Source organism: Nocardia sp. NPDC004068 (assembly GCF_042874315.1).
Taxonomy (GTDB): Bacteria; Actinomycetota; Actinomycetes; order Mycobacteriales; family Mycobacteriaceae; genus Nocardia.
Window position 1 is genome coordinate 129,341 of the sequence record NZ_JBIAMW010000001.1, and the last position, 13,317, is coordinate 142,657.

A 13,317-nucleotide genomic window follows, 5' to 3' on the forward strand; every position below is an offset into this window, starting at 1 on the left:
GTGCTGCTGCTCACAGACTTTGCCGAAGCACATCGAGGGGATCGCGGGGTTCGTTACAGGCGTCGGACGACGGGACGGGCTCCTCGTTCTCGGTCCGAGAGCGAGGAGCCCGTGTGCTCTAGCGCAGAGAATGAGCCGCCCGCACCATGTTTCGCAGCGACGCCTCCACCTCGGCAGGCCCTCGCGTCTTCAGCCCGCAGTCCGGATTGACCCAAAGCCTCTCGGCGGGAACGGCTTTCAGCGCCGCCGTCAGTGAGGCCGTGATCTCCTCGACCGAAGGCACACGGGGGGAATGGATGTCGTACACTCCCGGCCCCACGCCCAGATGGAATCCGATCGTGTCGAGGTCGTCGAGGACCTCCATTCGTGATCGCGCCGCCTCGATGGAGGTGACGTCGGCGTCGAGAGCGGCTATGGCGCCGATGATCTCGCCGAACTCCGAGTAGCACAGGTGGGTGTGGATCTGGGTCGCGTCGGACACGCCGCTGGTGGCGAGGCGGAAGGCGCGGACGGACCAGTCGAGGTAGTCGGGCCGGGCGGCCGCGCGCAGGGGGAGGAGTTCGCGCAGGGCGGGCTCGTCGACCTGGATGACGCGGATCCCGGCGGACTGGAGATCGACCGTCTCGTCGCGGATGGCGAGCGCGATCTGCCCGGCGGTGTCGGCCAGCGGCTGGTCGTCCCGGACGAAGGACCAGGCCAGAATGGTGACAGGACCGGTGAGCATGCCCTTGACCGGCTTGTCGGTGCGCGACTGCGCGTAGGCGATCCAGTCGACGGTCATCGGCGCGCGGCGCACCACGTCGCCGTACAGGATGGGCGGGCGAACGCACCGGGTGCCGTAGGACTGCACCCACCCGTTCACGGTCGCGGCGAACCCGTCCAGCTGTTCGGCGAAGTACTGCACCATATCGTTGCGCTCGGGCTCGCCGTGCACGAGGACGTCCAGGCCCAGCCCCTCCTGCAAGGCGATGACCGCGTCGATCTCGGCGCGCATCCGTCGCCGGTACTCCTCGGCATCGATCTCGCCCGCGCGAAACGCCGCGCGCGCCTTGCGAATCTCGGACGTCTGCGGATACGAGCCGATCGTGGTGGTCGGCAGCGGCGGCAGGTTCAGCCGATCCCGTTGCAGCGCACGGCGTTCCTCGGCAGGGGCGCGATGGTGGGTGCCGAGGGCGGCGAGGCGGGCCCGGATCCGGTCGTCGTGCAGCCGGGGATCCGCGCGACGGCTCGCCGAAGCCCTTCGCGCCGTGGCCAATTCGTCCGCCACGGCGTCCGTACCGGAACGCAGCGCGGTCGCCAGGGTGACCACTTCGCGAACCTTCTCCGCACCGAAGGCCAGCCACGAGCGCAGGGCCGGATCGAGATCGGGCTCGGCGATCAGCGAATAGGGTACGTGCAGCAGCGAACTCGACGTCGACACCGCCAGCTCGCCGACGCTGCCCAGCAACGTTCCCAGCGTGCCGAGCGCGCCGTCGAGATCCGCCCGCCACACATTGCGCCCGTTCACCACGCCCGCGACCAGCAGCTTGTTCGCCAGCGCGGGCACGGCGGCGATATCGTCGACGGTGGCGCCGCGGGTGAGATCGACTGCGACGGCCTCGATATCGGTCGCCGCGAGTGCCGCCAGGGCCGGTCCCGGGCGGCCGAAATAGGTGGCGACCAACAGGGCCGGACGTTCGGACGCCTCGGCCAATCGGCCGTAAGTGTCACGCACCGAGTCGATTTCGTCCTCGGTCAGATCGGTGACGAGGATCGGCTCATCGATCTGCACCCACTCGGCACCGGCGGACGCCAACCGCGCCAACAGCTCTCGATACAGCGGCACCAGATCCGCGAGCCTGCTCACCGGTTCCGTGCCGTCGACGCCCTTGGCCAACTTCAGAAATGTCAACGGCCCCACCACAACCGGGCGCGCGGGCACGCCCAGCTCGCGTGCCTCCCGCAACTCCGCGAGCACCTTGTCCGGCCGCAGCGCGAAGACGGTGTCCCGGCCGATCTCCGGAACCAGATAGTGATAGTTCGTATCGAACCACTTCGTCATCTCCAGCGGTTCGATCGACTCCGCCCCGCGCGCCGCGGCGAAGTACCGGTCCAGCGGGTCCTCGATCCCGGCGACCCGAGACGGCAACGCGCCCAACAGGACCGCGGTGTCGAGCATCTGGTCGTAATAGGAGAAGGTGCCGACCGGCACCGAGTCCAGCCCGGCGTCGCGCAGCGCGGTCAACTGAGCGCGCCGCAGCGCCGCGGCGACATCGTGCAGTTCGGCGGCGTCGATCCGCCCGGCCCAGTAGCCCTCGATCGCGCGCTTGAGTTCGCGCCGCGGACCGATGCGCGGAATGCCGAGAACCGTTGCGGTGAACGGCGTGTGGGAAATCTGAGTCACGGTGTTCTCCAGTACTGGAAGTCACTGGTCACCGCCCTAACGGCAGACGAAGCCCCGAAACGCAGTGCCCGTCCGCCCGATCCACGAGGCGGTGGCCGCCGGGTACGGCGTACCCGGCACAGTCGGCAGGTCTTCGGACTCGCGGGCGCGTCTTCGTTCCTACTGGCCGTCGCTTCCCAGGTCGAACCCAGTGCGTGTGACGGCGGTCGTTCCCACTCACCGCTGCGGGACAGTCCCGGATTCCCACCGGGTTCCCTCTCGCCGGTCCGGGGACCGGCTCGACACCGCACTCCGACGCTCGGGGCTCCAACTCGTCGGCGCGGTGAACCAGCTGCGTCCTCGAGCATAAGCTACGGAGCCGTTGACACAACTTCGCAGAAGTCGGGGCTACCCCTGTGAGGATCGGTGCGAAGGCGTCATCGACGTCCGGCCCAGGTCGCGAGGCAGGTACCTTAATATAATGTTCTCCAAAGTGCTGGTCGCCAATCGCGGTGAAATCGCCATCCGGGCCTTCCGTGCCGCCTACGAACTCGGCATCGGAACAGTGGCGGTTTTCCCGTACGAGGACCGTAATTCGCTGCACCGGCTCAAGGCGGACGAGTCCTACCAGATCGGCACGGCCGGCCATCCCGTGCGCGCGTACCTGTCGGTCGAGGAGATCATCAAGGCCGCCGAGACCGCCGGGGCCGACGCGATCTACCCCGGTTACGGTTTCCTGTCGGAGAACCCGGACCTCGCCGCGGCCTGCGCCCGCGAGGGCATCACGTTCATCGGGCCGTCCGCCGAAGTGCTCGAACTGACCGGCAACAAGGCGCGGGCCATCGCCGCCGCGCGGGCCGCCGGACTGCCCGTCCTCGATTCCAGCGCGCCCTCGGCCGATGTCGAGGAACTGCTCGGCGCGGCGACGTCCATGCGGTACCCGATCTTCGTCAAGGCCGTCGCGGGCGGCGGTGGGCGCGGGATGCGGCGCGTGGCCGAGGCGGGGCAGCTGCGCGATTCCATCGAGGCCGCCATGCGCGAGGCCGAGTCGGCGTTCGGCGATCCGACGGTGTTCCTGGAGCAGGCGGTGGTCAACCCCCGCCACATCGAGGTGCAGATCCTCGCCGACCAGCACGGCGATGTCATGCATCTGTTCGAGCGCGACTGTTCGTTGCAGCGGCGGCATCAGAAGGTGATCGAGCTCGCGCCCGCGCCGAACCTGGATCCCGAACTGCGGCAACGGATCTGCGCCGACGCGGTGGCCTTCGCGCGGGAGATCGGTTACAGCTGCGCGGGCACCGTGGAGTTCCTGCTCGACGAGAGCGGCAACCACGTCTTCATCGAGATGAACCCGCGCATCCAGGTCGAGCACACGGTCACCGAGGAGATCACCGATGTCGATCTGGTGGCCGCGCAGTTGCGGATCGCGGCCGGTGAAACCCTCGCCGACCTGGGATTGAGCCAGGACGCCGTCGCGATTCGCGGTGCGGCCCTGCAATGCCGGATCACCACCGAGGATCCCGCCAACGGCTTCCGGCCCGACACCGGGCGGATCACCGCTTACCGCAGCCCGGGCGGCGGCGGGATCCGGCTCGACGGCGGCGCGAACCTCGGGGCCGAGGTCGGGGCGTATTTCGACTCCATGCTCGTCAAACTCACCTGTCGCGGAAGGAATTTCGAGCAGGCCGTGGCGCGGGCGCGACGGGCCGTGGCGGAGTTCAGGATTCGCGGCGTGGCCACGAACATCCCCTTCCTGCAGGCGGTTCTGGACGATCCGGACTTCCGGGCGGGGCGGGTGACGACGTCGTTCATCGACGAGCGGCCGTACCTGCTGAATCAGCGGACCTCCGCCGACCGCGGCACCCGCATCCTGCGGTATCTGGCCGATGTCACGGTGAACAAGCCGCACGGGGAGCGGCCGACGGCGGTGTATCCGCACGACAAGCTGCCCGCCATCGACCTGTCGACGCCGCCGCCGGACGGTTCGCGGCAGCGGCTGCTGCGCTTGGGGCCCGACGCGTTCGCGCGGGATCTGCGCGATCAGCGGGGCGTCGGGGTCACCGACACCACCTTCCGCGACGCGCATCAATCGCTGCTGGCGACGCGGGTGCGGACCAACAGCCTGTTGCAGGTGGCCGATCATGTGGCGCGCATGACGCCGGAGCTGCTGTCGATCGAGTGCTGGGGCGGCGCGACTTACGATGTGGCGCTTCGGTTTCTGCACGAGGATCCGTGGGAGCGGCTGGCGGCGTTGCGGGAGGCTATCCCGAACATCTGCCTGCAGATGCTGCTGCGCGGCCGGAACACGGTGGGGTACACGCCGTATCCGGAGAAGGTCACCCGGGCGTTCGTGTCCGAGGCGACCGCGACCGGGATCGATATCTTCCGAATCTTCGACGCGCTCAACAATGTCGATCAGATGCGGCCCGCGATCGACGCGGTGCGCGAAACCGGCACGGCCATAGCGGAAGTCGCGATGAGCTACACCGGGGACCTGTCGAATCCGGACGAGGATCTCTACACCCTCGACTACTATCTGAAGCTGGCCGAGCAGATCGTGGAGGCCGGGGCGCACATCATCGCCATCAAGGACATGGCCGGTCTGCTGCGGGCCCCGGCGGCGAGCACGCTGGTCGGCGCGCTGCGGCGGGAGTTCGACCTGCCGGTGCACGTGCACACTCACGACACGCCCGGTGGGCAGTTGGCCACGTATCTGGCGGCCTGGCAGGCCGGGGCGAACGCGGTCGACGGGGCGAGCGCGCCGATGGCCGGCAGCACGAGTCAGCCCGCGTTGTCGGCAATCGTTGCGGCGGCGGCGAATTCGGAGTTCGACACCGGGCTGAACCTGCGAAACGTGTGCGATCTGGAACCGTACTGGGAGGCGTTGCGAAAGGTGTACGCCCCCTTCGAATCCGGGCTGCCCGGGCCGACGGGGCGCGTCTACGAGCACGAGATTCCCGGTGGGCAGCTGTCGAATCTGCGGCAGCAGGCGATCGCGCTGGGGCTCGGGGACCGGTTCGAGGAGGTCGAGGCGAAATACGCCGCGGCGGACCGGTTGCTGGGGCGGTTGGTGAAGGTGACGCCGTCGTCGAAGGTGGTCGGGGATCTGGCGTTGTCACTGGTCGGTTCCGGTATCGACGTCGAGGACTTCGCGAAGGATCCGGGCCGCTACGACATCCCCGATTCGGTGATCGGCTTCCTGCGTGGCGAACTCGGCACGCCCGCGGGTGGCTGGCCGGAGCCCTTCCGCACCCGCGCGCTGGCCGGTCGGGGCCCGGCCAAGCCGGAGACGCCGCTCACGCCCGCCGACGAGGCGGCGCTGAACGGAACCTCCCAACAGCGGCGAGAGACATTGAACCGCTTGCTGTTTCCGGGACCGACCGCCGAATTCCTCGCGCACAGTGAGAAGTTCGGCGACACGTCCGGGTTGTCGGCGAACCAGTTCTTCTACGGGCTGCGGCGCGGCGAGGAACACCACGTCCACCTGGAGAAGGGCGTCACGCTGCTGATCGGATTGGAAGCCATCTCCGAACCGGACGAGCGCGGGATGCGTACGGTGATGTGCATCCTCAACGGCCAGTTGCGTCCGGTCACGGTACGGGACCGCTCCGTCGCGACCGAGATCCCCGCCGCGGAAAAGGCCGACCGCGCCAACCCCGGCCACATCGCGGCGCCGTTCGCCGGAGTGGTCACGCTCGTGGTCTCGGAAGGGGATTCGATCTCCGCCGGGGACACGATCGGGACCATCGAGGCGATGAAGATGGAGGCGGCGATCACCGCGCCGCGAGGTGGGGTGGTGCGGCGGATCGCGATCGCGAAGGTGCAGCAGGTGGAGGGTGGGGATTTGTTGTTGGATGTTCGGCCGAATGAGGCTGCGGCTGATTGAGGTTGGGGTTTTCGGGGGCCGGTCTTCGAATTCGCGTCGGTCCTCGAGTTCTCGTGGGGTTCCGAGGGTTTGATTAGCCCTCGGTCCTGAGGTTTCGCCGGTTCTCTGAGCCGTCCGTCGCTGGTCCCTGAGTCTCCTCTCCTGTCCCTGGGCCGTCGGTTCTGAGCTCTCGCCGGTTCTCTGAGCCGCCCCTCACCGGTCCCCTGGGCGTCCCGGCTCTTGTTCCTGGGCGTGCCCGGCTCGTGTTCGTGGGCGTTCGCGCTCTTGTCCTTGGGCCGTGCCCGCTCGTGTTCGTGGGCGTTCGCGCTCTTGTCCATGGGCCGTGCCCGGCTCGTGTTCGTAGGCGTCCGCGCTCTTGTCCGTGGGCGTGCCCGACTCCTGTCGTGGGCGTCCCGGCTCTTGTCCGTGGGCGTCCCGGCTCTTGTCCGTGGGCGTCCCGGCTCTTGTCCGTGGGCGTCCCGGCTCTTGTCCGTGGGCGTCCCCGCTCTTGTCCGTGGGCGTCCCCGCTCCTGTCCCTGGGCGTCCCCCTCTTGCCCCTAGGCGCCTGGCCCTTGTCCTTGAGCGTCCCCGCTCCTGTCCCCGAGCGTTCCCTTCCTGTCCCTGAGCGAAGCGAAGGGCAAGGAAGCTGACGCCTCGATCGACCTCCCGCGAACCGCGAACTGTAAATTCGACCGGACTCGAGAGGAAGGTACTGGTTTGACACGGATCGTGTCCGGAATCGCGGGCGGACGACGGCTGCGCGTACCCCCCGCCGGAACGCGCCCCACCTCCGACCGAGTCCGCGAGGCCCTCTTCAACCTCATAGCCGCTCGAATGGATTTCGACGGCCTCCGAGTCCTCGACCTCTACGCCGGCTCCGGCGCCCTCGGCCTGGAGGCCCTCTCCCGAGGCGCCGCCCACGCCCTCCTCGTCGAATCCGACCGCAAGGCCGCCGCCACCATCCGCGCCAACATCACCGCCCTGGCCCTCCCCGGCGCCGAACTACGCCCCGCCACAGTCACTTCCACCCTCGCCACCCCACCCGAAACCCCCTACGTCCTAATCTTCTCCGACCCCCCCTACGCCCTCGAAACCCCCCTGATCACCGCCGACCTCCAGGCCCTCACCACCAACAACTGGCTCCAAGCAGACGCCCTCATAATCATCGAACGCTCCACCCGCACCCCCCCAACCCCCTGGCCCACCCCCTACACCCCCCTCAAACCCCGCACCTACGGCGAAACCCGCCTGGACCTAGCCACCTACCCCCACTAACCCCCAGGCGCACGAACCCAGCCGCACCCCTTATTCGAATCCGCACCCGTTGCAGGGCTCTACAAAGGGTGCGGATCCAAATAAAGGGTGCGGCTGGGCTGCCGTGCCTCTGGGTGGCGTACCTGGGGCAGTTGTTCGTCCGAGGCGGTGTGGTGCCGTTCCTGGGTGGCCGCACCTTGGGGGCTGTGCGTCCAGTCGCTGCGGCCGGGTGGCCGTCCCTTGGGCAGCCGCACGCAAAGCAGTGCGGCTGCGTCGAATGAGGTTAGCTTCGGCGTTCGGCCAAACGGGTGAGCAGGCGTTTGTGGACGGTCGGGGGAAGCATGTCCGTGACGTCGCCGCCGTAGGTGGCCACCTCTTTGATGAGGGAGCTGGAGAGGTAGCTGTAGGCGGGGTTGGGGCCCAGGAAGTAGGTGTCCACGCCGGAGAGTTTCTTGTTCATCTGGGCCATTTGGAGTTCGTAGCCGAAGTCGGTGGCGTCGCGGAGGCCCTTGACGATGGCGGTGATGCCCTGGTCGCGGGCGAAATCGACCAGTAGGCCGTGCCAGGATTCGACGCGGATGTTGGGGAGGTCGGTGGTCGCCTCGCGGATCATCTCCATGCGTTCGTCGATGGAGAACATGCCCTGCTTGCTCTTGTTGATCATCACCGTGACCACGACCTCGTCGAACTGCGCGGCGGCGCGCCTGATCACGTCGAGATGCCCGTTGGTCACCGGATCGAACGATCCGGGGCAGAGTACTCCAGCCATGTTCGAACGCTAACAGTCCCCGAGGCCGGATGTCTGCAGGGGATCGAGTGATTCGTGCCCTCCCCGGACGGTCCGGGGAGGGCACGAATCGGTCAGAACGGGCGAATGGTCAGCCGCCTCGGCTCAGGGAGATCCGCCTGTAGGACGAAACCCTCCGGACCATCGCCGTGCGCACGGGCCAACGCGCGATGGAGCCGGGGCGCGACCTCGCCGGTCGGGAGCTCGTCCCAGGTCCACCGCACGACGCGATATCCGTTGGCGCGCAACGCGTCTTCGCGCTTCTTCTCGACGAAGACCGCGTCCCCGGGATCCTGATCGGGACGCAGCAGCCGCCCGTACTTGACCCGTCCGTCGAATTCGCCGACCACCCCGGTGCCGTCGTAGTAGAAGTCGACCCGGCCCAGGAGCCGACCCTCCTCCGAGTAGACCTCGCCCTGGGTCGACGGCGCCGGGAAGCCGAGCCGCCGCAGCATGACCCGGCTGCGCGACTCGCCGACGCTCTCGCTGTGCGGATCCAGGAACGCGGCCACGCGCCGGGCCAGTCCCACGCCCCGCCGATATCGGGCGGCCTCCAGTTCGATCGCCAAATCCGTTGGGGTGATACCGAATTCGCGAGCGAGGGCGTCCGCGATCACCACCGCTGCCTCGAACGGGACGGTTCGGGCCACGTCGACGACGGTCCGGGCGGGGGTCGTCAGCAGCATCCCGTGCAGCTCGGCCACGCCGCCGAGCGGTGCGCAGTGGACCTTCAGATGCGGTTTGATGCGGCCGCCGTTGCGCCTGTTGCGGGTGACGCAGACGCGGTCGAGCAGCGCGCCCCAGACCGGCGCGCCGTAGACCACCGCGGCCGATTGGTGACTCAGCACGGCCTCGTCGGTGAGGTCGGGCAGGGCCGCAGCGATGAGGGTGCGGTGGCGGGCCGTCGCGTCGAGATGGGCGAAAGCGGTTTCGTCGGCGTAGGTTCCGCGGCGCACCCGTCGCCAGGAGCCGCCGGTGCACAACCGGCGGATCTGGTCGTCGGTGACGCCGTCCGCCACCACCTCCCGGCGGCGGCGGACCTCGGCGCCCGCACCCGTTCGGGTCTCGGGCCAAAGGTCTTGGCCGAGTGGGGGTTCGGGGTTCGTCATTGGGGCTCGGTGTCGGGGTTGGGGCGTGGTCGTCGCGGGGGAGCGGCCCGGCCCGTGCAGCGGTGCACGCGCAGCACCGGGCGGTCCCGCGAGGTGGAAGATTTGGTGGCGTTGCGCCACGACGTGCGACATCCCTTGCAACGTTTCACTGCGACCTCCACATCCGTTCGGAAGCAATTGGTTTGCCTCCATAGGACGCCGGGTATTCCACTGCGGTTCCATCTTTATTCGACCAGCTCACAGCCGCACCCCTTATTCGGATCCGCACCCGTTTCCGGGTCTTGGAAGGGGTGCGGATTCGAATAAGGGGTGCGGCTGGGGTTGCCGAAACCTTGGGGAGCGGTCGGTTTTGAAGGCCGGGGTGGCTGTGTCGGAAGGCGGGTGTGGCGGGGATGAGGGACCGGTGGGCGGTGTCGAGGGGCCGGTGGCGCGCTGGTGTATTTCGCGCTCGTGGCCGCCGTGTTCTTCGTGCTCAGCACCGGGGGCCTGGCCGAGGGACTAGGGAAGGCTGGGCCGAGGGACTGGAGGCTGGCCGAGCGGCTGGGGCTGGGCCGAGAGACTGGTGGGCGGGGTCGAGGGGCCAGTGTGGTTGGGCCGAGGGGCCTATGAGCGTGGGGTCAGAAGACCCAGAGGCGGAGGGTGAGGAAGCGGAGGGTGCCTACGGCCGCGGTGATGGCTATGACGGCGATGGCCTCGGTGATGTTGTTCAGAGTGGGGGCGGCTACGTCGAGGATGGCGAGGGCCGCGGAGGTGATGGCGAGGCCGGCGAGGGCGAGGCCGCCGCCTTCCAATTGGGCTGTCAGCCAATTGACTCGGTCGGAGGCGTGGAAGGTGAGGCGGCGGTGGAGCTCGTTCGCCAGGGCGGTGCTCACCACCGAGCCCGTGAGGTTGGCCAGTTGCGGGCCGCCGGAGTAGCAGACCAGGAACAGCAGGAAGTAGCCGATATTGCTGAGGCCGCCGACGAGGGCGAAGCGAATCAGCTGCGGGAACCAGTGGTCCGCGCGCAGGAAGGTGACCAGTCGGGCGGGCGACACGCGCGGCGCCACGACATCCGGATATGCGGGGTCGTCCGAACCGGACTGGGGGAGAACCCACATGCCCGGCGGACCCGGATACAGGACAGCCATTGTCATTCCGATCGAACTACGTCTACCGCTCGGTAAGAAGTTACACCAAACGGAGAGCATCCCTCCAGATGTTTTCTGTGGCGTTGGAAACACTCAGCGACACACCGGGAGTGAACTGGGCAGATGATCGTGACGAGAGGCACACTGGGCCGAGAGAGAGTTCGGCAGGAGAGTGGGGTCTGATGTACCGCGTATTCGAGGCACTCGACGAGCTGGTCGCGATCGTGGAAGAGGCGCGGGGCATCCCGCCGACTCGCAACTGCATAATCCCCCGCGGTGACGTGCTCGAACTGCTCGACGACGTGCGCGAGGCGCTGCCCGGCGAACTCGACGACGCCCAGGATGTGCTCGACCATCGCGACAAGATCGTCGACGACGCGCGGTCCAGCGCCGAGAACACCGTCACGGACGCCAATGAGCAAGCGCACCAGACGGTTACGGCCGCCCGCGAGGAGGCCGACCGGATCCTGGCCGACGCCAAGGCCCACGCGGACCGGATGGTCGCCGAGGCCCGGGCCCACGCCGATCATCTGGTGAGCACCGCGCAGGCCGAATCGGACCGGATCGTGGCCGATGGGAAGGCCGAGTACGAGGCCGTTACGGGACGAGCACGGTCCGAGTCCGATCGCATGATCGCCGCCGGGCAGGCGTCCTACGACCGTTCGGTGGCCGAGGGACAGGCCGAGCAGGACCGGCTCGTCGCGCAGACCGAGGTGGTCCGGGCGGCGCACGCGGAGTCGGCCCGGTTGATCGACGCGGCGCACGCGGAGGCGGACCGACTGCGCGAGGAGTGCGATCAGTACGTGGACTCGACGCTCGCCGATTTCGAGGACACGTTGCACAACACGCTCCGGACCGTCGGCCGGGGACGGCAGCAGTTGCGTAGCGGGTTGGGGATCCCGGATTACGCGGCCGACTTCCGTCGCTGAGTTCCGCTCGACTCGAAAGAGCTAGCACCGCTCGCCAACCCGAATCCGCCCGCTAGGGCACCTGCTCGGAAACGAAGCGCTGCTAGAAGCACCCCTTGGAAGCCAGCCTTCAGTGGCCCACGCTCCAAGGATCGAGGCAGCGCAGCCGCACCCTTTATTCGAATCCGCACCCCCTCCAGAGCCCTGCAAAGGGTGCGGATCCGAACAAGGGGTGCGGCTGTGTTCGTACACCACTTGGAGGTAGGAACCCCAGGAGCAGGTTTTGGGGGTCACCAGGGCGTCGCGTATTGTGGAGTGGTTGCCCATTCCACACCTACACGAGTGAGTTGTGATGTCTTCCGATGCCGGGTCCGGTCAGCGTCGTCGATCGACGGATGCGGGATTTGTGCTGGATACGCGGAGGTTGGGGCGGGCGCCTGGGTCTCTGCGGGAGGTGCGGCGGGGGGTGGTCGCGCCGGAGAAGATCGGGTTGGATCTGGTGGGGATTCCGGCGGGGGGTGAGATCGAGATGGATCTGGTCTTGCAGGCGGTTTCGGAGGGGGTGCTCGTTACCGGGACCGTGACCGCGCCGGTGGAGGGGGAGTGTTCGCGGTGTCTGGAGGCGTTCTCCGATGAGATCGAGTTGCATCTCACGGAGTTGTTCGCGTATCCGGATTCGGCGACCGAGCAGACCACCGAGGAGGACGAGGTCTATCGGCTGGTCGATGACAAGATCGACCTGGAACCGGTGATCGTCGACGCCGTCGGGATCGAGTTGCCGTTGCAGCCGCTGTGCGAGCCGGACTGCGCGGGACTGTGCCCCGAATGCGGTGTGCGGATGGCGATTGCGGGTTCCGATCACTCGCATGAGATACTGGACCCTCGCTGGGCGGGGCTTGCGAAATTCGCGGCCGATCCCACAGCGTCAGACCTGAACCGATCACCAGAGGAGAATTAGTCGTGGCCGTTCCGAAGCGCCGGATGTCCCGCTCCAACACCCGTTCGCGGCGCAGCCAGTGGAAGGCCACCGCGCCCACCCTGGTCACCTGCCCCAACCGGGCCTGCGGTCAGAAGACCCTGCCCCACATCGCCTGCCCGAACTGCGGCACCTACAAGGGCCGTCAGGTCGCCTCGGCCATCTGAGCGCGCCATCCGGTAGCCCGATCGTGACCGCAAGCAAGGATTCCGCGGACGCACCGGCCGTGGGCGAGACCGCCGACCACACCCCGCTGCTCGAAGCCCTCGGTGTCGACGTGCGTCCGGATCTGCTGCGGCTCGCGCTCACCCATCGGTCCTACGCCTACGAGAACGGCGGCCTGCCGACCAACGAGCGGCTGGAGTTCCTGGGTGACTCGGTGCTCGGTTTGAGCATCACCGAGCGGCTGTATCTCGAGCATCCGGCCAAGTCCGAGGGCGAGCTGGCCAAGCTGCGCGCCAGCGTCGTGAACATGCACGCCCTGGCCGAGGTCGCCCGCGGTCTCGGCGAGGGCGGGCTGGGTCGGCACCTGCTGCTGGGCAAGGGCGAGGAGCTGACCGGCGGTCGCGACAAGCCGAGCATCCTCGCCGACGGCATGGAATCGCTGCTCGGTGCGGTGCACTTGCAGCACGGCATCGAGGTCGCGCGCAGCGTGGTGCTGCGGCTGTTCGCGGATTTGCTCGAACGCGGTCCGCGCATGGGCGCCGGACTCGATTGGAAGACCAGCCTCCAGGAGCTCACCGCCGAACGCGGGATCGGCGTGCCCAGTTACGAGATCACCTCGACCGGGCCCGATCACGACAAGGAGTTCACCGCCACGGCGGTGATCGGCGGTCAGGCGTACGGCAAGGGCATCGGCCGATCGAAGAAGGAAGCGGAGCAGAAGGCCGCGGGCGCCGCCTGGCAGGCGCTGAACTCCGGAAGCTGAG

The 13,317-nt window shown here is 68.1% G+C and carries 10 protein-coding genes and 1 riboswitch; of the genes, 6 read left to right on the plus strand and 4 right to left on the minus strand.

Features of this window, described 5'->3' with window-relative positions:
* Window positions 1-118: 118 nt before the first annotated feature.
* Window positions 119-2,374, minus strand: a complete 2,256-nt coding sequence (metE, locus tag ACFYTQ_RS00635) for a 5-methyltetrahydropteroyltriglutamate--homocysteine S-methyltransferase (protein WP_387356950.1) — start codon at window positions 2,372-2,374, stop codon at window positions 119-121.
* A gap of 115 nt (window positions 2,375-2,489) precedes the next feature.
* Window positions 2,490-2,676, minus strand: a riboswitch (cobalamin riboswitch).
* Between the two features lie 167 nt (window positions 2,677-2,843).
* Between metE and ACFYTQ_RS00640 the strand changes: the two genes are divergently transcribed.
* Together ACFYTQ_RS00640 and rsmD are read left to right on the plus strand one after the other, a co-directional pair.
* On the plus strand, window positions 2,844-6,248 hold the full coding sequence (locus ACFYTQ_RS00640; protein WP_387355850.1) for a pyruvate carboxylase: 3,405 nt from the start codon (window positions 2,844-2,846) through the stop codon (window positions 6,246-6,248).
* A gap of 696 nt (window positions 6,249-6,944) precedes the next feature.
* Window positions 6,945-7,502, plus strand: a complete 558-nt coding sequence (gene rsmD, locus ACFYTQ_RS00645) for a 16S rRNA (guanine(966)-N(2))-methyltransferase RsmD (protein ID WP_387355852.1) — start codon at window positions 6,945-6,947, stop codon at window positions 7,500-7,502.
* Window positions 7,503-7,764: 262 nt separating this feature from the next.
* Here rsmD and coaD read toward each other — a convergent pair whose 3' ends face one another.
* The 3 genes from coaD to ACFYTQ_RS00660 form a co-directional block, all read right to left on the minus strand.
* Complete coding sequence (gene coaD / locus ACFYTQ_RS00650; RefSeq protein WP_387355854.1) at window positions 7,765-8,250, minus strand: pantetheine-phosphate adenylyltransferase; 486 nt, start codon at window positions 8,248-8,250, stop codon at window positions 7,765-7,767.
* A 92-nt stretch (window positions 8,251-8,342) separates the two neighbouring features.
* Window positions 8,343-9,377 carry a hypothetical protein gene (locus ACFYTQ_RS00655; RefSeq protein WP_387355856.1) on the minus strand — a complete coding sequence of 345 codons (1,035 nt, stop codon included), beginning with the start codon at window positions 9,375-9,377 and terminating at the stop codon, window positions 8,343-8,345.
* Window positions 9,378-9,994: 617 nt separating this feature from the next.
* The gene (locus tag ACFYTQ_RS00660; RefSeq protein ID WP_387355857.1) at window positions 9,995-10,510 is read right to left on the minus strand and encodes a GtrA family protein; all 516 of its coding nucleotides are present in this window, start codon (window positions 10,508-10,510) and stop codon (window positions 9,995-9,997) included.
* Window positions 10,511-10,686: 176 nt separating this feature from the next.
* On the opposite strand from ACFYTQ_RS00660, the gene ACFYTQ_RS00665 reads away from it, so the two are divergent.
* From ACFYTQ_RS00665 to rnc, 4 genes are all read left to right on the plus strand, one after another.
* Window positions 10,687-11,433 (plus strand): DivIVA domain-containing protein, encoded by a 747-nt coding sequence (locus ACFYTQ_RS00665; protein WP_387355858.1) that lies wholly within the window; start codon window positions 10,687-10,689, stop codon window positions 11,431-11,433.
* A 331-nt stretch (window positions 11,434-11,764) separates the two neighbouring features.
* Window positions 11,765-12,370: a YceD family protein gene (locus ACFYTQ_RS00670; RefSeq protein WP_387355859.1), complete on the plus strand. Its 606-nt coding sequence runs from the start codon at window positions 11,765-11,767 to the stop codon at window positions 12,368-12,370.
* Window positions 12,371-12,372: 2 nt separating this feature from the next.
* The gene (gene rpmF / locus ACFYTQ_RS00675; RefSeq protein ID WP_387355861.1) at window positions 12,373-12,555 is read left to right on the plus strand and encodes a 50S ribosomal protein L32; all 183 of its coding nucleotides are present in this window, start codon (window positions 12,373-12,375) and stop codon (window positions 12,553-12,555) included.
* 23 nt (window positions 12,556-12,578) lie between these two features.
* Window positions 12,579-13,316 (plus strand): ribonuclease III, encoded by a 738-nt coding sequence (gene rnc, locus ACFYTQ_RS00680; RefSeq protein WP_387355863.1) that lies wholly within the window; start codon window positions 12,579-12,581, stop codon window positions 13,314-13,316.
* Window position 13,317 lies beyond the last annotated feature (1 nt).